Origin of the sequence: Variovorax sucrosi (assembly GCF_051216635.1) — a bacterium.
GTDB lineage: Bacteria > Pseudomonadota > Gammaproteobacteria > Burkholderiales > Burkholderiaceae_C > Variovorax.
Window position 1 is genome coordinate 203822 of record NZ_JBPJZU010000005.1, and the last position, 18575, is coordinate 222396.

Consider the following 18575-nt stretch of genomic DNA (forward strand, 5'->3'; position numbering starts at 1 on the left):
CATGCACTTCATCGATCCCCAGGGCCACACCCGCCGCGCCTTCCTGCGCCGTTCGGGCCAGCTCGCAATGGCCGGCACCGCGCTGCCCTTCGCGCTCAATCTCGCCGCCATGGGCGAAGCCGCGGCGCAGAGCGCCACCGACTACAAGGCGCTGGTCTGCGTCTTCCTGTTCGGCGGCAACGACTACGCCAACACCGTGGTGACGTACGACGATCCGAGCTATCTGGCCTACAGCCAGATCCGCGGCGGCAACGGCCTGGCCGGCGGCGGCATCGCGATCCCCAAGGCGGCGCTGACGCCGACGCTGCTCAGCCCGACGAGTGCGCTGCCCGACGGCCGGCAGTACGCGCTGCACCCGGCCATGACGCAGCTGGCCAACCTGTACAACACCGACGGCAAGGTGGCAGTGCAGCTCAACGTCGGCCCGCTGGTGGTGCCGCTCACGCGCGCGCAGTACCAGGGCGGCGACCGGCGCAACTTTCCCGTCCCGCCGAAACTGTTCTCGCACAACGACCAGCAGTCGACCTGGCAGTCGTCCTCGCCCGAGGGTTCCACCGTCGGCTGGGGCGGCAACCTCGGCGATCTGGCGATGACGCAGAACAGCAACTCGCTGTTCACCTGCATGTCGGTGTCGGGCAACGCGGTCTTCCTGTCGGGCGACAACGCGCTGCAGTACCAGGTGAGCACCGACGGGGCGATTTCCATCAACAGCCTCAAGAACAACGTGTACGGCTCGTCGACGGTGAAGGCTGCGATGACGCAGCTGGTGCAGCAGACCCGCGGCCACACGCTGGAGAACGAATACAACCGCATCACCGTGCGGGCGGTGCAGGCCGAAGGGCAGATCAACGCCGCGCGCGGTGCGGCCTACCCGAACGGCAACCCCGGCACGGCGGGCAGCTTTCCGTACAACGTGACGGCCGGTGGCGTGACCTACAACGGCAACGGCTTGGCGTCGCAGCTGGCCATGGTGGCGCGGCTCATCCGCGGGCGCAGCACCCTCGGCGCCAAGCGCCAGGTGTTCTTCGTCTCGATGGGCGGCTTCGACCTGCACGACAACCTGATTGCCAACCAGCCCGGCCTGATGGCGCGGCTGAGCGACGCGATGGCGGCCTTCCACAAGGAGATGGCCGCGCTCGGGCTGGGCGACAACGTGACGAGCTTCACCGCCTCCGACTTCGGCCGCACGCTGGCCAGCAACGGCGACGGCTCCGACCACGGCTGGGGCGGCCACCACTTCGTGGTCGGCGGCGCCGTGAAGGGCAAGGACAAGCTCTACGGCAAGGCGCCGGTGGTGAGCATCAACAACGACTCCAAGCTGCCGGGCTACGACGGCCACGTGGGGCAGGGGCGGCTGATTCCCGGCACCTCGGTCGACCAGTACGCGGGCACGCTCGCCAAGTGGTTCGGCGTGCCGGCGGCCGACCTGGGCAGCATCCTGCCGAACCTCAGGAACTTCGGCAGCACCGACTACCCGACCGACCTGGGCTTCATGGCGTAGCCACGGCACGCGCATGCTGCGCGCGGGGCACAATGCGCGGGCCGGCGAGCATGCCGGCCGAAGGAGGACCCTCACCATGAACGCAACCCGCATCGTCGGCATCCTGTTGATCGTCGCCGGCATCGCCGGCCTGTCGATCGGCGGCTTCAGCTTCACCAAGGAAACCCACCAGGCCAAGCTCGGCCCGCTGGAGTTGTCGGTGAAGGAGCGCGAGAACGTCAACATCCCGACCTGGGCCGGCGTGGCCGCCATCGTGGTGGGTGGCATCCTGCTGGTGGTGGGCGGCAAGAAGGGCTGAGGCGCCCGAGGCTCTGGCGGGGCCTGAACGCGCTCGAGAAGGCCTTACTTTTCCGTCTTGATGACGGTGCCCACCGTCAGCTTCTTGACCTGGTACTTGCCTTGCAGTTCGTCCAGCGTGCTGAGGTTGTTGCGGGCCATGATCAAGCCCATCGACGGCTCCTGCTGGATGTAGACGACATCGCCGCTCTTTGCATCGATTTGCGTTTCAGCCCAGTTCTCCGCCTTCGAATAAATCTTGTGCTTACCGGGTGCCACGTTGAAGTAGACGTACTGGCTCGAACGCGTGTATCCCATTTCCGACGACGACTCCTGGTCATCCAGGAAAACGTTGAATCGCACCAAGCCGCCGACCCCCGAGGGGCGAACGACATACACGATGGCCTTGCCCGGCGTCGGGGCCTGAGGCAATTGGAAGGATGCTGTTTCGGCTTTCATGGCCTCCGGCGACGGGAGGCTTGCGCAGCCGACCATGATGGCGAGCGCGGCGGACAGGGATGCGAACTTAACGAGACGCGTGATCTTCATTTGAATTTCTGATTTTTAAGGTTTATGAACTAAGGCGAATGCTCATTGACAGACGTCGATGTCCAGATCGACCTCCTCCATCCAATTTTTTGGATGAGCGCGTGAATTCTCGATGTCGCCCGGCGCCGAGCGATGGGCTTTTGTCACGGCGACGGGTATTGATTTGCGCCCGAAGTGGCATCGCTCGCCGGAGTGAAATCTTTTGGTGTAGCGCGCGGCGGCCCGCATCGGGCAAGAACCCGGACGCGCTGGAACAAGAAGCGCGCCCCTGATCCGCGTAGCCTTTCTCTGCAGGGCCGACCGTCCTGGCCGGCATCCCTGCCTCACAGAGAGAGAACGCGAATCCATGACCTACATCGCCGCCGCCGAGCGCTACCAGCAGATGCAATACCGCCACACCGGCCGCAGCGGGCTCAAGCTGCCCGTGCTGTCGCTGGGCCTCTGGCACAACTTCGGCGACACCACCCCCTTCGAGCGCCAGCGCGACATGCTGCGCACCGCCTTCGACCTGGGCATCACGCACTTCGACCTGGCCAACAACTACGGCCCGCCCTTCGGCAGCGCCGAGCGCAACTTCGGCCGCCATTTGAAGGAAGACTTCAAGACGCACCGCGACGAACTGGTGATCTCGACCAAGGCCGGCTGGAGCATGTGGCAGGGCCCCTACGGAGGTGGCGGCGGTTCGCGCAAGCACATCCTCGCGAGCCTCGACCAGTCGCTCGGCCGCATGGGGCTGGACCACGTCGACATCTTCTATTCGCACCGCTTCGACGCCGACACGCCGCTGGAGGAAACCGCCGCGGCCTATGCCAGTGCGGTGCAGCAGGGCAAGGCGCTGTACGTCGGCATCTCGTCGTACTCGGCGAACAAGACGCGCGAGTTCGCGCGGCTGCTGGCCGAGCACCGGGTGCCGCTGCTGATCCACCAGCCGGCCTACAACATGCTCAACCGCTGGATCGAGTCGGAGCTGACCGGCACGCTCGAGACGCTGGGCGCCGGCTGCATCGCCTTCACGCCGCTGGCGCAGGGCCTGCTGACCGACAAGTACCTGAGCGGCATTCCGGCCGATGCACGCATCAACCAGCCGGGCGGCGATTCGCTGCCGGCCTCGCACCTGAGCGAGCGCAACCTGGCCGCCGTGCGCATGCTCAACGAACTGGCAGAGGGCCGCGGCCAGACGCTCGCGCAGATGGCGGTGGCGTGGATCCTGCGGGACCCGCGCATGACCTCCGTGCTCATCGGCGCCAGCAGCGCCAGGCAGATCCGCGAAAACGTGAAGGCGCTGGAGCGCCTGGATTTCACCGCCGAGGAATTGACCGAGATCGATCGGTACCTGATCGATGGCGGCGTGAACCTCTGGGAAAAGCCGTCGACGGACCAGCGAATCTGAACCACAGCGGCATGTCGCCCTGATGCAGGACTTGATCGCAAATGAACCGGGAACGGCCAAAAGACGCCCATGCGGTTATCTGCAAGTTCTTGAACATTCTCGAACAAGAAGGAGTGCAGTGCTCTGAAATAACCTGAAAGAACCGATACGGCATATCGGATGAGAAATTCCAAATGCCTGTCGGAGCTGCGTTTTCCCCACGTTGAAAACGCAAGGTTCTTCATCTCGGAACACTGAGGGTATTGAAATGATCAAGCGTTGTCTTTGGGCTGCGATCGCCGCTTTTTCACTGTCGGCCAATGCGCAGAGTTCGGTCACCATCTACGGCATCATCGATGCGGGCATCACCTATATCGACAATCAGGGCGGCGGGACGCAATACAAATTCGCCGACGGGGTGAATTACGGAAACCGTCTCGGTTTTCGCGGCACCGAAGACCTGGGCGGCGGATTGCGCGCGCTGTTCAACCTTGAAATGGGCTTCAATCTGCGCAACGGAACCCTGGGCCAGGGCGGTCGCGCCTTCGGCCGGCAATCATGGGTCGGGCTGGAAAGCGCCTCGCTCGGCACCGTGACCCTGGGCCGCCAGTACGACTTCGTGCGGGACTACCTCACCCAGTTCAACTACGGCGGCTTCGCCAGCGTCTACGCCGGCCACCAGGGCGACTACGACCGCATTTCCGGCAAGCAGATGGACAACACCATCAAGTACGTGACGCCCAATTTCGGCGGCTTCACGGCGGGCGCCATGTTCGCGTTCGGCGAGCAGATCGACGCTTTCAACACCAAGACGGCCTTCAGCCTGGGCAGTGGCTACAAGAACGGCCCGCTGAGCGTCGGCGCTGCCTACGTGCGGCTCAACGACACCAACGTCTACCCGTACGCGCAGACCGGCGTGTTCTCGTTCATGGGCGTTCCCGCGGCGGTCGCCGATCCCGCGACGAACACCGTGACCGATCTCTACGGGACGACGGGTTCCGGCTTCCTGGTGGACAAGCAGGAAATCGCCGGCATCGGCATCAGCTACAACTTCGAGAAGTTCCTGCTCGCGGCCAACACCACCGCCACCAAGTTCACCAAGGGCGACAGCAGCACGACACAGCATGTGTACGAGATCGGCGGGATGTACTTCCTCGGCGGCCCGTGGGCGCTCGTCGGCGGCTACCAGCACGTGACCATGGCCGACGACAAGTGGAACCAGTACACCGGTGCGGTGCGCTACAGCCTGTCCAAGCGCACGACGATCTACGCATCGGCCTCCTACCTGCGCGCGTCGTCGAATGTCGATGCCTCGCAAGGCGCCGGCTTCTACACGCTGCCCTCGAACGACGACTCGCAGACGACCTACCGCGTCGCGCTGGTCCATACCTTCTGACAACGGAACGAATGCCCGAAAGAAACCCATGACGCTCGCAGAGACCCTTTCCATCCGCAAACTCAAGGACGACTACGGCGCGGAAGTGCTCGGTGTCGACGTGTCCACCGGCGATGCCCAGACGCTGCAGGCGGTGGTCGACACCTTCAACCTGCACGGCGCCGTGCTGCTGCGCGGCCAGTCGCTCTCGCCCGAGCAGCTGGTGGCCTTCGCGCGCGCCTTCGGCGAGCCCGAAGGCCACACCATCAAGGAGCACACGATGCCGGGCTTTCCGGAGATCTACATGCTCTCCAACCGCGAAGTCGGCGGCAAGCCGATCGGCAGCCACCGCGACGGCGTGGGCTGGCACACCGACTACTCCTACAAGGAAGAGCCGGTGATGTGCACCATGCTCTATGCGGTCGAGGTGCCGGCCGAGGGCGGCGACACGCTGCTGGCCGACATGTGCGCCGCCTACGACGCGCTGCCGGCGGACAAGCGCACCGAACTCGACGGCCTGAAGGTGCACCACAGCTACGAGCACCTGATGACCACGCGGCTCTACCAGCGGCGCGAGCTGTCGGCGCAACTGAAGGCGGAGAACCCCGACGTGGTCCACCCGCTGATCCGCACCCACCCGGCCAACGGCCGCAAGGCGCTGTGGCCCAGCAGCGGCACCGTCAAGGGCGTGATCGGCATGGAGAACCCCGCAGGCGTCGACCTGGTCGATTCGCTGGTCGAGTACGCCACGCAGGCGCAGTTCGTCTACCGCCACCAGTGGCAGGTGGGCGACCTGTTGGTATGGGACAACCGCTGCTCGCTGCACACCGGCACGCTGTTCGACGATAAGAAGTACGTCCGCGAGGCGCATCGCCTGTGGGTCAAGGGCGACCGTCCTTACTGAAGCTCGTTTCTCCTCCGAGGCATCGCATGATCAATCGCCGCAACTTCACGCAGTCCGTTCCCGCGGGCATCGCCGGCCTGCTGTTCGCGCAGTGGGGCATCGATTCCCATGCCGCCGTCGAGCAGCTTCGCATCGCCTATCCGATCGACGTGCCGAGTTGGGACCCGAGCCGCAGCGCCGCGCCCAACCCCACTGCGCTGTTCAAGTGCGTGTTCGACCAGCCGCTGGAGTACACGCCCGATTCCAGGCTGCAGCCCGGCGTGGTCACGGCCTACCAGTGGCTCGACAAGGACGGCCTGGTGCTGCAGCTGGACTTCCGCGACGACGTCTACTTTCACAACGGCGACAAGCTGACCTCGGCCGATTTCAAGTTCACCTTCTTCGACCGGCTGCGCGCCGAAAAGGGGTTGCAGCTGAGCTTCATCTGGGGCGACATCACGGCCATCGAGACGCCGTCGCCGACGCGCGCCATCGTGCGTTTCTCCAAGCCCATGGTCACGGCGCCGCAGTTCCTCGGCTACAGCGCGGCCTTCATCCTGCCCAAGGCCTACTACGAGAAGGTCGGGCTCGACGGCTTCCTTGCCAAGCCCGTCGGCTCGGGGCCGTACAGGCTGGTCGACTACCAGCGCGACTCGAGCATCACGCTCGAGGCCTTCGACCGCTACTGGCGCGGCCCCGCGAAGATCCGGAAGATCGTGTTCCAGGTCGTGAAGGACCCGACCACGCGCGTCTCGGCCGTGCAGTCGGGCCAGGTGCAGCTGGCCGCCGCGCTGCCGATGCGCGAGGCGCTGCGCCTGGGCCAGAGCCAGGGCCTGGCCAACAGCCTCACGCCCACGGTCGACACCTACCTCGTGCAGATGGTCAACAGCGGCCCATTGGTCGAACGGAACGTGCGCCTCGCGATGCACCACGCGATCGACAAGCAGGCCCTCTCCAAGGCCTTCTTCAACAGCATCGCGGCGCCGCTCTCGACGGCGGCGGCGCCCGGCACACCGGCCTATGCGCCCGACTACAAGTTCGCCTTCGACCCGGCCCGGTCGCAGGCGCTGCTGAAGGAATCCGGCTATGGCCCCGGCAAGCCGGTGCAGTTCCGCTTCTTCGCCACCAACGGCATCTACCCCAACGATTTCGAGATGGCCCGTGCCCTCGTGCAGATGTGGAAGAAGGTCGGCATCGACGCCGCGCTGGAGGTGATCGAGCCGGCCCAGTACTACACCAAGGTGCAGGCCGGCAAGCTCGAGGGCCCGACGCTCTGGTTCTGGACCAACGCCACCGGCGACCCGGAGCTGTCGGCCGGCTACTACCTCGATCCGAAGAAGAGCTTCTCGGTCTGGCGCAGCCCCGATGTCTCGACGCAGCTCGATCCGCTGCTGGTCGAACTGAACCTCGAAAAGCGCATCGAGGGCTACAAGAAGTTCCACGTCTGGGCGGTGGAGCAGGGCTATTCGCTGCCGCTGGTGCAGGGCGTGTCCACCGTGGCTTATGCCAAGGCCGAGGCCGGCTACAAGCCGTTCCAGAACGGGTGGATCCTGCCGTACTACTGGAGCGCCTGAACACGGATCGATCTGAACGTCGGGCGCAAGGCCGCGGTTCCGGTGCATGCCGGACCGCGGCTTTTTCGCGTCTGTTGGAACCGATGGCGCGGTTCTCGCTATGCGATCGGAACGTCATGTTTCGCCGCTTTTCGCCCTCGCTCGCCAACTGCCCAAGAGGGTGCGCCCCCAGGCCATTGCTCGTGCGTCTGATGGCAAGACCCACCCGGGGTCGAGTCCTAAGATCGTTTGCATTCAAGGCCTTTTCGGGGACGGAGACTCCCGCGAAAAGAATTCATCTCGAAGGCGAAGCAATGACTTTTTCTCCCACGGACCAATTCTTTGAAGAACTCGACAGCTCGGTCCTGTCCGTTCAAAAGGCGCAGGCACTGCCGCCGGTTTGTTATACGGATCGCCATTTCTACGAATTCGAAAAAGAGGCGGTGTTCAACCACGAATGGCTGTGCGTCGGCCGTGAGTCGTGGGTGACCAAGCCCGGTGATTACTTCACCACGAAGATCATCGGCGAGCCACTCGTCATCGCGCGCAACCGCGCCGGCGAGATCAAGGCGATGTCGTCGGTGTGCCAGCACCGCGCCATGCTGGTGGCCGAGGGCCACGGCAACACCCATGCCTTTCTCTGCCCGTACCACCACTGGGCCTACTCGCTCGACGGCGACCTGATCGGTGCGCCCGCCATGGAGCAGACCGTCGGTTTCGACAAGAAGGCCTTCTGCCTGCCGACGCTGAAGGTCGAGGTCTGGCAGGGCTTCGTCTTCGTCAACTTCGATCCCGCAGCCGAACCGCTGGCGCCGCGCCTGGCCGAGGTGACCGAAGCGCTGGCCAACTTCGACCTGGCCAACCTCGACGGTCCGCGGCCGGACAAGCCGGCCCACTTCGCGTGGAACTGGAAGGTCATGTTCGAGAACAACAACGACGGCTACCACGCCAACCGGCTGCACCACGGCCCGCTGCACGACTTCGTGCCGAGCGCGATGGCGAGCTTCCCCGAGCTGCCCGAGACCACCGCCGGCTATTACCGCTTCAACGGCACGCTGCACCAGGACGCCAGCTTCAACGCCACGCAGCGGGCGATCCTGCCGGTGTTCCCCCAACTCAGCACCGAAGAGCGCAACCGCATGATGTTCGCCAACATCCCGCCGACGCTGTCGCTGGTGATGATGAGCGACATGGTCATCTACATGATCCTGCGTGCCGACGGCCCCGAGACGCACGAGATGGACACCGGCCTGCTGTTCGCGCCCGGCGCCATGAAGGACCCGCTGTTCCAGCAGCGCATGGCGATGAACATGCACGCGGCCAACGAGATCATCGCGCAGGACCTGCACGTTGACGAGCTGGTGCAGGTCGGCCTGCGCTCGCGCTTCGCGACACGCGGCCGCTACTCGTGGCAGGAGCAGGCGCAGCGCGAGTTCAACAACTGGCTGGTGCCGCGCTACCAGGCCGCCTGGAAGGCCAGCGGCAAGAAGGCCGCGCGCAGCATCCCGATCCACAAGGCCGAGGCCACCCACGACTGCTGATCGCCCGTCGAGGCGCGTCACCCACCCACCGCCATGCTCACCTCTCCCGCCCTGTCCACGCCGGCATCGCCCGGCCGCATGAGCGCCATCGCCGGGCGCAGCCTCGCCGCGATGCCGACCGTGTGGCGCATCCTGTGGCGCGTGCCGATGCTGCTGGCCCTCGCGGCGCTGGTGTTCTTCGTGCTGCGCGTGCTGCCCGCCGACCCGATGGGCATGCTGCTGCCGCCGAGTGCGACGCCGGCCGACGTGAAGGCGCTGACCGAAGCGCTCGGCCTCGACAAGCCGATCCCGGTGCAGTTCGGCATCTGGCTGGGCAACGCGCTGCACGGCGACCTCGGCCGCACGCTGACGTCGGGGTTGCAGGTCACGCCGCTCATCCTGAAGGCGCTGCCGACCACGCTGCAGCTGATCGCCTGCGGCCTGTTGCTGGGCATGGTGTTCGGCATCGGCGGCGGGCTGCTCGCCTTTCGCTACCGCGGCACGCGCATCGAGCGCGCGGTGGAAGTCGTCAACAGCATCTCGATCTCGGTGCCTGAGTTCCTCTGGGCCATCCTGCTGATCCTCGGCGTGGGCATCGGGCTGAAGCTGCTGCCCTTCCTCGGCCAGCTCGACGCCGGTCTGATGGTGCCGAACCTGACCGGTTTCCTGCTGGTCGATGCCGTGGTGGCCGGCGACTTCGCCGCGCTGTGGAGCGCGCTGAAGCACCTGGCGCTGCCTGCCTTCGCGCTGTCGCTGGGCATCGCGCCGCCCTTGATGCGCATCCTGCACTCGAGCCTGCTCGACGCCTACACCGAAGACTATGTGTCGGCGGCCCGCCTGCGCGGCCTGAGCGAGAACCGCATCCTGGTGCGCCATGCGCTGAAGAACGCCGCGCTGCCGACCGTCAGCATGCTCGGCGTCCAGGCCAGCACGGTGATCGGCGGCACGCTCCTGATCGAGACCATCTTCGGCTTTCCCGGCATCGGCAGCCTGATGGTCAACGCCATCGGCGCGCACGACCTGCCGATGATCCAGGGCCTGGCGCTGACCTACGCTGTCGCCGTGCAGGCGGTGAACATGGCCACCGATGCGGTCCTGCTGCTGCTCAACCCCCGACTGCGTACGCCATGAGCTCCCTCTCCCTGTCCGCACCGGCGCCGCTTCGGCGCGTGCTCGGCGAACCCCGCGTCGTCATCGGCGTCAGCCTGCTGTTGCTCTTGGTTGCGCTCGCGGTCTTCGCGCCCTGGCTCGCGCCGCACGCGCCCAACGAACAGGACCTGCTCAACACCGTGCTGCCGCCCGCATGGGCGCCTGGTGGCGACCGGAGCTTTCCGCTGGGCACCGACGCGCTCGGCCAGTGCGTCCTCTCGCGCCTCATCTACAGCACGCGTGTCACGGTCATCATCGCGCTCACGGCGCCGCTGGGTGCCGCGCTGCTGGGCTGCACGCTGGCGCTCATCGCGGGCTACCGTGGCGGCCGTGTCGACTGGGCCATCCTGCGCATGGTCGACCTGTGGATGTCCTTCCCCGCCATCGTGCTCGCGCTGGTGCTGATGGTCGCGCTGTCGCCCGGCCTGCTCAACGTGATCGTCGCCATCGTCCTGGTCGACTGGACGCGCTTTTGCCGCGTCATCCGTGCCGACGTGGTGGTGCTGCGCCGCAAGGACTACGTGGCCGCCGCGCGCATCACCGGCGCCTCGCACTGGCAGGTGGTGATGAAGGACATCGTGCCCGGCATCCTGCCCACGCTGATCTCGCTGATCAGTCTGGAGATGGGCATCTCGGTAGTGGCCGAAAGCATCCTGTCCTTCGTCGGCATGTCGGTCGAGCCGAACGTGCCGACGTGGGGCGTGATGATCGCGGATGGGTTGAAGAGCGTGTTCAGCTCACCTTGGGGCCTGATCGCGCCGGTGCTGTGCACCGTGCTCACCGTGCTCGCGACCACCTGCCTGGGCGACGGCCTGCGTCGCACCACCGACCCGCGCCTTTTCAACCGTTCGGGGAACTGATCGATGAGCCTGGCCCACGCCATCCCCTGCGAATCCGCCGTGCTGCCGGTGCCGCCCGTGCAAGCCAAGCCTGCGGGTGACGTGCTGCTCGAAGCGCGCGGCCTGACCGTCTCCGCCCCCGGCCGGCCCGAGCGCCTGCAGGTGCTGCGCGATGTGAGCTTCACGCTGCGCACCGGCGCCACGATCGGGCTGGTCGGCGAATCCGGCGCCGGCAAGAGCATGCTCGGCCGCGTGATCGCGCGCCACCTGCCCGACGGCTTCTCGGTCGATGCCGGCACGCTGCGCTTCGGCCATGGCAATGGCAATGGCAATGGCAATGGCGTCGATCTGCTCGGCATGCCGGCCGACGCGCACCGCGCCCTGCTGGGCGCGCGCATCGCCTTCATCCCGCAGGAGCCGATGACCGCGCTCAACCCGGTGCTCACCATCGGCCAGCAGCTGCGGGAACATCTGCTGCGGCTGGGCGTGGCCAAGGACGAATGGCGCGCGCGCGCCACCGAGATGCTGGCCGAGGTGCGCATCCACCAGCCGGCGCAGGTGCTCGACCAGTACGCCTTCCAGCTATCGGGCGGCATGTGCCAGCGCGTGATGATCGCGATGGCCTTCGCCGGCGATCCGCAGCTGGTGGTGTCCGACGAGGCGACCACCGCGCTCGACGCCAGCACGCAGGCGCACATCGTCACGCTGATCCGCGGGCTGCAGGAACGGCGCGGCACCGGCGTGATCTTCGTCACGCACGACCTCGGCCTGGCCGCGCACGTGTGCGACGAGCTGGTCGTGCTCTACGCCGGCGAAATGGCCGAGCGCGGCCCGGCCAAGCGCCTCTTCACGCGCTCGCTGCACCCCTACACCCAGGCGCTGCAGCGCGCCAACCCGCACCTCACCGGCCCGCGCCGCCTGCTGTTCTCGCTGCCGGGCCAGATGCCGGGCATCAGCGACTTCCCGTCGCTGCAGGGTTGCCGCTTCCAGCCGCGCTGCGCGGTGGCGGCCGAGGCCTGCGCCACGGCCGTGCCTGCGATGCGCGAGGTGCTGTCCGACCACCACGTGCGCTGCGTTCACGGGGCAGCCGCACCCGAGCCGCTGCTGGCCGCCGATGCGAGCGACGCCACGATCTTCCAGGCGCCGCGCATGAGCGACGCGCCCTTCCTGCAGGTGCAGGGCCTGTCGAAGGTCTACAGGCCGCGCGGCGGCTGGCTGCGCCGCGACACCGGCGTGTCTGCGGTAAAGGACGTCGATCTCACGATCGCCCCTGGCGAGTTCGTCGGCATCGTCGGCGAGAGCGGCAGCGGCAAGTCGAGCCTCGCCAAGCTGGTGATGGGGCTGGAGACGCCGAGCGAAGGCCGCATCCTGCTCAACGGCAAGACGCTGGTCGCCAGGGCCCAGGACTGGGAGCGCCGCATCGCCTCCATTCAGATGATCTTCCAGGACGCGCGCTCCGCGCTCAACCCGCGGCGCCGCGTGCAGAGCCTGGTCACGCAGTCGATGGAGAGCCGGCCCAACCTGCACAGCGACCGCGAGGCGCGCGCGCGTGAGTTGGTGGGCGACGTCGGTCTCGCGCCCGACATGCTCACGCGCTTCCCGTCGCAGATGTCGGGCGGCCAGCGCCAGCGCGTCAACATCGGCCGCGCGCTGTGCGACCTGCCGCAACTGCTGGTGGCCGACGAGATCGTCTCGGGCCTCGACGTGTCGGTACAGGCGCAGATCCTCAATCTGCTGCTGCGGATCCGCCGCGAACACAAGATCTCGCTGCTGCTCATCTCGCACGACCTCGCGGTGGTGCGCTACCTGTGCAGCCGCGTGCTGGTGATGCACCAGGGCGTGGTGGTGGAAAGCGGCGAGACCGAGGCGGTGCTGGCCAACCCGCAGCACGCCTACACGAAGACCCTGCTGGCGGCCGTGCCGCCGCGCGACCTCGGGGTGCGCTGGCCCGCGTGATGGGGCTTCGCGCGCCAGGAATGAATCCATCCAGGAGTGATTTGACCATGCAGTACGAGACGATCCAGGTGGCGCCGATGACGCTCACCATCGGCGCCGAGATCAGCGGCGTCGACCTCACGCGGCCGCTGCACGCGCAGCAGGTGCACGAGATCCACGAGGCGCTGATGACGCACCAGGTGGTGTTCTTCCGCGACCAGAAGCTGGACTTCGAGTCGCACCAGCGCTTCGCGCGCCACTACGGCGACCTGGTGCTGCACACCGGCGGCTTCGGTGTCGAGGGCTATCCGTACGTGGTGCCGATCCATGGCGATGCGAATTCGAAGTCGGTGGCCGGCGAGAGCTGGCATTCGGACCTCAGCTGCAACGCCGAGCCGCCAATGGGCAGCATCCTGCACCTGCACACCGTGCCGCCCATCGGTGGCGACACGCTGTTCTCGAGCCAGTACGCGGCCTACGAGGCGCTGTCCGACCGCATGAAGGCCTACCTCGACGGCCTGACCGCGGTGCACGACGCCGAGCACATCTACCGCAAGTACACGACCGACCCGAACAAGCGCTTTCCCGCGACGCCGCATCCCATCGTGCGCACGCACCCGGTGACCCAGCGCAAGTGCCTGTTCGCCGACGCGCAGTACACGACGCACATCGTCGGCCTCGACAAGCCCGAGAGCGACGCGATCCTCCAGTTCCTGTTCGCGCACTGCCAGAACCCGAACTTCCAGGTGCGCTTCCGCTGGCAGCCGCACTCGGTCGCGTTCTGGGACAACCGCTGCGTCGAGCACCATGCCGTGTGGGACTACTACCCGCAGACGCGCTCCGGCCACCGCGTGACCATCCAGGGCGACAAGCCCTTCTGATTCCATTCATTCACGAAGCGCTCGCCGCCACGACCCCATGACCTACCGCAGAGATTTCGTCACCAAGCTGCCGCTCGCGCTGTTCGGTGCGTCGATGGCCGCCACCTTCGGCACCGGCGCCTTCGCGCAGGATGCGCGCACCGTCACCATCGCTTTCCCGATGGACATCGAGAGCTGGGACCCGGTGTCGCTGAACCCCACGCAGTCGGCCGTCATCAAGTGCGTGTACGACCAGCCGCTGGAACTCGCGCCCGACCTGAAGTTCGCGCCCAGCGTGGTGTCGAGCTTCAAGTGGCTCGACACCACCTGCACGTTGCTGGAACTGAACTTCCGCGACGGCGTGACCTTCCACAACGGCGACAACCTCACCTCGGCCGATTTCAAGTTCTCCTTCTTCGACCGGCCGCGCGCGCAGAAGGCCTCGTTGCTGGCGGGCGTGTGGTCGGCCATCGAAGCCATCGACACCCCCACGCCGCTGAAGGCCGTGGTGAAGTTCAGCGCGCCGATGGCGATCGCGCCGGTGATGCTCGCGGACATCCCCGCGTACATCCTGCCCAAGGCCTACTACGAGAAGGTCGGCAAGGACGGCTTCGAGGCGAAGCCTGTCGGCTCCGGCCCCTACAAACTGGTCGAGTACCAGCGCGACCAGCGCATCGTGCTCGAGGCCTACGACAACTATTGGCGCGGCCCGGCCAAGGTCAAGCGCCTGGTGTTCCAGGTGACCAAGGACCCGACCGCACGCGCTGCGGCCATGCAGGCCGGCCAGGCCGACCTGACGATGAACATCCCGGTGCGGGAGGCCGAGCGCCTGGGCGCGCTGCCGGGCCTGGCACCGCATCTGGACGCGACCACCGGCGTGGTCTTCCTGCAGATGGCGAACAAGGGCCTTCTCACCGACAAGAACGTGCGGCTGGCTTGCCACCACGCGATCGACAAGGCAGCCATCTCGAAGGCGCTGTTCGGCGGCCACGCCACGGCCGTCTACATGCCGGCCGGCCCGGGCTTCCCGGCCTATGTGCCCGACTTCAAGATCGCCTTCGACCCCGAGAAGGCCAAGGCACTGCTGGCGGCCTCGGGCTACAACGCGGCCAACCCGGCGAAGCTGAACTTCTACACGAGCAAGGGCGTGTTCGCGAGCGACTTCGACACCGCGCGCGTCATCGCGCAGATGTGGCAGAAGGTCGGCATCGAGGTCAACCTGCAGGTGCTCGACAGCCCGACGCTCTACGAGTACCAGCGCACCGGCAAATTCGACGGCCCGGTGCTCAAGCCCTTCAACCCGGCGGCGGGCGACCCGGGCACCTACTCGGGCTACATGCTCGACCCGAAGATGAGCTTCTCGATCTGGAAGGGCGAGGACATCCCGCCGAAGCTCTACCCGCTGATGGGCGAGCCCGACGACGCCAAGCGCATCGCCGGCTTCAAGGCCTTCGACATGTGGCAGGTGGAGCAGGGCTATTCGATCCCGCTGTTCCTGGGCCTGAGCACCATCGTGGCCAAGAAGTCGCTGGGCTTCAAGCCGTACAAGAGCGGCATCCTGATTCCGTACAGCTGGGCCTGAGCCGTGGCCGCGGCGCGGGGCGCACGCCCGCCGCGTGTCAACCCGTGTAGGTCTTGGGGAAGAGCACGCGGAAGGTGGTCCCCGCACCCGCGTCGGACTCGAGTTCGATGCTGGCGTCCAGCAGATCGGCCAGGCGCTTGACGATCGACAGGCCGATGCCTTCGCCCGGCCCGGCGCGCTCGGGCATGGCGCTGCCGGCCGGCGCGGTGATGGTGTGCGCGACCACCTCGTCCACGGACACGCCTTTCTCGACGCCCAGGGTGAGCTGGGTCGCGCCCTGCAGTGCCACGGCCATCTGCGAACCGTGGCCGGCCTGGATGCCGGGCCCCGTGTCCTGGACGCTGAGCACCCAGCGCGGGTCGTCGTAGGCCAGCGTTTCTTCCCACTGCACGTCGACGCCGCCGGTCGGCGTGTACTTCAACGCATTGAGCACCAGGTTCTGCACCAGGCGCCGCGTCTTGACCGGATCGCCCGTGACGACAAAGGGCGCCGGGCCGCGGGTGCGCAGGTACAGGCCGCGCTCCTGCGCGAGCACCTGCAGGCCTTCGCACAGGCTGCTCACCTCGACCGCTACGTCCATCTCGACGAGCTGGCGGGTCTCGCTGCCGGCCTGCAGCCGCGCGAGGCTGGTGACATCGTCGAGCAGGTGCTTGAGCGAGCTCACGTTGTGCCCCAGGACGCGGATGAACTTGTCGCGCGACGCGTCGGCCGCCGGGCCCATCGACAGGCCGCGCGCCGCCGTCGCCACGACGCCGACGTTGCCGCGCAGGTCGTGCGCGATCTGGCGCCACAGCTCGGCCCGCTCCGATTCGAGGTCGTTGAGGCGCTCCAGCGCGGCTTCCAGGTCCCTCACATGGCCGGCCGCTTCCACACGCTGCAAGCGGAAATACTGCGAAGTGCTCTCTTCAAGATCGGTCGAGGTGGAGGCCGCCCAGATCTGCCGCGCATGCGCCATGACGGCATGCGGCACCTCGGGGCGAGTCTCGGCGTAGGCGTCGAGCTCGGTCACGATGCAGCGGTTGAGCGTGCCCAACTCGCGGGTGACCTCGTGCAGGTCGTAGCCTTGCTGCCAGCGGTGCACCCCATGGGCGCTGGCCTCGGCACTGGGCGCGAGCTGCGTCACCGGCGCGGGCGGCGCGCGCAGCGCCTCCTCGAAGGCGATGAGGACGCCCGGCACATGGTCGTTCAGCTGCGAGCGTGGCAACGCGTGGCTGGTCGTCAGCGCCGGGTCGCGGCGGACGACGGTGCGCCAAGTCCGGAGGATCTCTTCACGGCGTTGTTCGAGGTGGTCGGCCAGCGTGGCCAGTTCGCGTTGCATGTCCCGAGTGTGCCCGTTGCCGGGCCTGCGGCGAAGTTTTTCGCGCCGCCCTAGGCGAACAGCCGTCCCGCCTCGACCGGCTTGCTGAAGAGCCAGCCCTGGGCCAGCGCACTGGGCGCCAGCGCCAGGAAATAGGCCGCCTGTTGCTCTTCCTCGATGCCCTCGATCACCATGCTCAAGCCCAGCACTTCGGCCATGGCGACGATCTGCGGCGCGATGGTGTCCTGGTCGCTCTGGTCGTGCAGCGCCTGCATGAAGGTGCGGTTGATCTTGATGGCGTCGACCCGCAGGCGCGACAGGTACGACAGGCTCGAATAGTCGGTGCCGAAGTCGTCGATGTACACCTTGTGCCCGGCTTCGCGAAGCCGCGCGATGGCCTTGCCCAGCTCGCGGCTGTTGGCCGTGGTGCGCTCGGTCAGCTCGAGCCCGATCGATGCCGGCGGCAGGCCCACCGCCTGCAGCCGGGCGCCGAGAAAGGGCAGGAAGGCGTTGTCCAGGATGTCGCTGGCCGCGACGTTGACCGTGACCTGGAAGTCGGGCCGGCGGCGCAGCTCGTCGTGCAGTTCATCGAGCACCCGGGTCACCACGAAGCGGGTGACCTGGCCGATGAAGCCCTCGTTCTCCGCCGTGGCGATGAAGGCGTCGGGGCTGACCGGCTTGCCGGTCGGGTCGGTCCAGCGCAACAGCGCCTCGGCGCCGACCTGGCGCCGGTCGGACAGGCGCACGATCGGTTGGTAGACCATCTTGAGCTGGCCCGAGCGCATGGCGACGCGCAACTGCTTGCCCAGCGACCGGGAGCGCCCGATGGCTGCGCTGGCCGCGAAGCCGCCGCTCAGACCGATCAGCAGCCCGAACAGGCCGAATTCGACCATCACCGGGGAGTGGAAGATCGAGGTCGGCTCGCGCAGCGTGGCGACGATGCAGACCGCGTGCCTTGCGGAGCAGCGCACCGTGTAGTGGCGCCCGCCCAACTGCAAGGGCTGGCCCGACACCAGCTGGACGCCTTCCAGGTTGGGCTTCGGCCCGCCCGCCTGGAGCACGCGCGGCGCTTCGGTGCCGACGGCCACGATCGCATAGTCGAGGCGGGGGTCCACGGCTTCGATATAGGCCTGCCCGTTGAGGCTGACGGCCGCATCGCCGCGCTGAAGCAGCATGGCGGTGGCCCCGGGAACGCCCACCTGGGGCACCTTGAAGCTCAGGCCGACGCCGGTGCCGCCGACCACGCTGGGCAAGGGCATGGGGACGGGCGGGTCGATCGGTCCGACCGTCGAACTGCAGAAGGCCGCCCCATCGTGCAGGCGGTGGGTACTCTTGAGGTAGCGCGAGCTCAGCACGAGGCGTCGCAGCCGCGAAACCTCCGCTTCCGAGCAGTCGGTGTCGCTGGTGCGTTCGACTGCGTTCAAGGCGTCGAGCGCTTCGCTGCTGATCTGGTCGGCGCGTTCGACGAAGGCGCCCGCCATCTCGGAGACGTCGGCCTGCTGCTCGCGCCGCACCGTCCATTCCCCCACCACGAGCGCGAGCAAGGAGGCGAGCAGCGCACCGCACGCCATCGAGATCACGGTTCGTGCCAGCGGCTTCCGGATCATGGAAGGCGCGCCTGCCCGGAAGGACGCCTGACGGCACCGGGGGCGGGGACTTCGGACGGGAAACGCATGTCGGCGGACGTGTGGCGGTGTGGTGAGCGGCTCGAGGCATCGACCTTGGTACCGGTGCGGGCTGCACCGGGACCGGCACCCGTGCCATGCTCGATCATCGCCGCTATTCACAGATTCAGTACAAACGTAACAAGCGCAAACTTCCATACCACGCAGAATCTGCGGACGCTGTCGCTTCTGAACATCACATGAAACAACATGTGTCTGTAAC

At 67.0% G+C, this 18575-nt stretch carries 15 protein-coding genes; 12 read left to right on the forward strand and 3 right to left on the reverse strand.

Features of this window, described 5'->3' with window-relative positions; translation table 11 throughout:
* Nucleotide 1 precedes the first annotated feature (1 nt).
* Together ACSFBE_RS11730 and ACSFBE_RS11735 are read left to right on the forward strand one after the other, a co-directional pair.
* Entirely contained in the window at nucleotides 2–1501 is a 1500-nt protein-coding gene (locus tag ACSFBE_RS11730; RefSeq protein ID WP_435490568.1) for a DUF1501 domain-containing protein, read from the forward strand.
* Between the two features lie 76 nt (nucleotides 1502–1577).
* Nucleotides 1578–1799, forward strand: coding sequence for a hypothetical protein (locus tag ACSFBE_RS11735; RefSeq protein WP_286647760.1), 222 nt, complete (start codon nucleotides 1578–1580; stop codon nucleotides 1797–1799).
* A gap of 44 nt (nucleotides 1800–1843) precedes the next feature.
* Here the strand turns inward: ACSFBE_RS11735 and ACSFBE_RS11740 are convergent, their stop codons facing one another.
* Nucleotides 1844–2326 carry a DUF2846 domain-containing protein gene (locus tag ACSFBE_RS11740; RefSeq protein ID WP_435490569.1) on the reverse strand — a complete coding sequence of 161 codons (483 nt, stop codon included), beginning with the start codon at nucleotides 2324–2326 and terminating at the stop codon, nucleotides 1844–1846.
* 346 nt (nucleotides 2327–2672) lie between these two features.
* Here ACSFBE_RS11740 and mgrA point away from each other — a divergent pair, with 346 nt between their 5' ends.
* From mgrA to ACSFBE_RS11790, 10 genes are all read left to right on the forward strand, one after another.
* A complete protein-coding gene (gene mgrA / locus ACSFBE_RS11745) occupies nucleotides 2673–3716 on the forward strand; it encodes an L-glyceraldehyde 3-phosphate reductase (protein WP_435490570.1) in 1044 nt (347 codons plus the stop codon).
* 247 nt (nucleotides 3717–3963) lie between these two features.
* The gene (locus ACSFBE_RS11750; RefSeq protein WP_435490571.1) at nucleotides 3964–5091 is read left to right on the forward strand and encodes a porin; all 1128 of its coding nucleotides are present in this window, start codon (nucleotides 3964–3966) and stop codon (nucleotides 5089–5091) included.
* A gap of 28 nt (nucleotides 5092–5119) precedes the next feature.
* Nucleotides 5120–5974, forward strand: coding sequence for a TauD/TfdA dioxygenase family protein (locus ACSFBE_RS11755; protein ID WP_435490572.1), 855 nt, complete (start codon nucleotides 5120–5122; stop codon nucleotides 5972–5974).
* 26 nt (nucleotides 5975–6000) lie between these two features.
* Nucleotides 6001–7527: an ABC transporter substrate-binding protein gene (locus tag ACSFBE_RS11760; RefSeq protein WP_435490573.1), complete on the forward strand. Its 1527-nt coding sequence runs from the start codon at nucleotides 6001–6003 to the stop codon at nucleotides 7525–7527.
* A 293-nt stretch (nucleotides 7528–7820) separates the two neighbouring features.
* Entirely contained in the window at nucleotides 7821–9047 is a 1227-nt protein-coding gene (locus tag ACSFBE_RS11765) for an aromatic ring-hydroxylating oxygenase subunit alpha (RefSeq protein ID WP_435490574.1), read from the forward strand.
* 33 nt (nucleotides 9048–9080) lie between these two features.
* The gene (locus tag ACSFBE_RS11770) at nucleotides 9081–10157 is read left to right on the forward strand and encodes an ABC transporter permease (protein ID WP_435490575.1); all 1077 of its coding nucleotides are present in this window, start codon (nucleotides 9081–9083) and stop codon (nucleotides 10155–10157) included.
* Nucleotides 10154–11035 (forward strand): ABC transporter permease, encoded by an 882-nt coding sequence (locus ACSFBE_RS11775; protein ID WP_435490576.1) that lies wholly within the window; start codon nucleotides 10154–10156, stop codon nucleotides 11033–11035. Before ACSFBE_RS11770 ends, ACSFBE_RS11775 begins: the two co-directional genes overlap by 4 nt.
* A gap of 3 nt (nucleotides 11036–11038) precedes the next feature.
* Nucleotides 11039–12970: a dipeptide ABC transporter ATP-binding protein gene (locus tag ACSFBE_RS11780; protein ID WP_435490577.1), complete on the forward strand. Its 1932-nt coding sequence runs from the start codon at nucleotides 11039–11041 to the stop codon at nucleotides 12968–12970.
* 47 nt (nucleotides 12971–13017) lie between these two features.
* A complete protein-coding gene (locus ACSFBE_RS11785; protein ID WP_435490578.1) occupies nucleotides 13018–13830 on the forward strand; it encodes a TauD/TfdA dioxygenase family protein in 813 nt (270 codons plus the stop codon).
* Nucleotides 13831–13867: 37 nt separating this feature from the next.
* On the forward strand, nucleotides 13868–15391 hold the full coding sequence (locus ACSFBE_RS11790; protein ID WP_435490579.1) for an ABC transporter substrate-binding protein: 1524 nt from the start codon (nucleotides 13868–13870) through the stop codon (nucleotides 15389–15391).
* Nucleotides 15392–15428: 37 nt separating this feature from the next.
* On the opposite strand, the gene ACSFBE_RS11795 is transcribed toward ACSFBE_RS11790, so the two are convergent.
* Both ACSFBE_RS11795 and ACSFBE_RS11800 read right to left on the reverse strand, forming a co-directional pair.
* Nucleotides 15429–16709, reverse strand: a complete 1281-nt coding sequence (locus ACSFBE_RS11795) for an ATP-binding protein (RefSeq protein ID WP_435490580.1) — start codon at nucleotides 16707–16709, stop codon at nucleotides 15429–15431.
* 50 nt (nucleotides 16710–16759) lie between these two features.
* The gene (locus ACSFBE_RS11800; protein ID WP_435490581.1) at nucleotides 16760–18295 is read right to left on the reverse strand and encodes an EAL domain-containing protein; all 1536 of its coding nucleotides are present in this window, start codon (nucleotides 18293–18295) and stop codon (nucleotides 16760–16762) included.
* Nucleotides 18296–18575: the final 280 nt, after the last annotated feature.

Excerpts from the sequence above, each read along its gene's own strand:
- ACSFBE_RS11770 (WP_435490575.1), top strand. The coding sequence starts at position 9,081 with ATGCTCACCTCTCCCGCCCTGTCCACGCCGGCATCGCCCGGCCGCATG.
- ACSFBE_RS11740 (WP_435490569.1), bottom strand. The coding sequence starts at position 2,326 with ATGAAGATCACGCGTCTCGTTAAGTTCGCATCCCTGTCCGCCGCGCTC.
- ACSFBE_RS11765 (WP_435490574.1), top strand. The coding sequence starts at position 7,821 with ATGACTTTTTCTCCCACGGACCAATTCTTTGAAGAACTCGACAGCTCG.
- ACSFBE_RS11790 (WP_435490579.1), top strand. The coding sequence starts at position 13,868 with ATGACCTACCGCAGAGATTTCGTCACCAAGCTGCCGCTCGCGCTGTTC.
- ACSFBE_RS11780 (WP_435490577.1), top strand. The coding sequence starts at position 11,039 with ATGAGCCTGGCCCACGCCATCCCCTGCGAATCCGCCGTGCTGCCGGTG.
- ACSFBE_RS11750 (WP_435490571.1), top strand. The coding sequence starts at position 3,964 with ATGATCAAGCGTTGTCTTTGGGCTGCGATCGCCGCTTTTTCACTGTCG.
- mgrA (WP_435490570.1), top strand. The coding sequence starts at position 2,673 with ATGACCTACATCGCCGCCGCCGAGCGCTACCAGCAGATGCAATACCGC.
- ACSFBE_RS11800 (WP_435490581.1), bottom strand. The coding sequence starts at position 18,295 with ATGATCCGGAAGCCGCTGGCACGAACCGTGATCTCGATGGCGTGCGGT.
- ACSFBE_RS11755 (WP_435490572.1), top strand. The coding sequence starts at position 5,120 with ATGACGCTCGCAGAGACCCTTTCCATCCGCAAACTCAAGGACGACTAC.
- ACSFBE_RS11775 (WP_435490576.1), top strand. The coding sequence starts at position 10,154 with ATGAGCTCCCTCTCCCTGTCCGCACCGGCGCCGCTTCGGCGCGTGCTC.
- ACSFBE_RS11730 (WP_435490568.1), top strand. The coding sequence starts at position 2 with ATGCACTTCATCGATCCCCAGGGCCACACCCGCCGCGCCTTCCTGCGC.
- ACSFBE_RS11795 (WP_435490580.1), bottom strand. The coding sequence starts at position 16,709 with ATGCAACGCGAACTGGCCACGCTGGCCGACCACCTCGAACAACGCCGT.
- ACSFBE_RS11785 (WP_435490578.1), top strand. The coding sequence starts at position 13,018 with ATGCAGTACGAGACGATCCAGGTGGCGCCGATGACGCTCACCATCGGC.
- ACSFBE_RS11760 (WP_435490573.1), top strand. The coding sequence starts at position 6,001 with ATGATCAATCGCCGCAACTTCACGCAGTCCGTTCCCGCGGGCATCGCC.
- ACSFBE_RS11735 (WP_286647760.1), top strand. The coding sequence starts at position 1,578 with ATGAACGCAACCCGCATCGTCGGCATCCTGTTGATCGTCGCCGGCATC.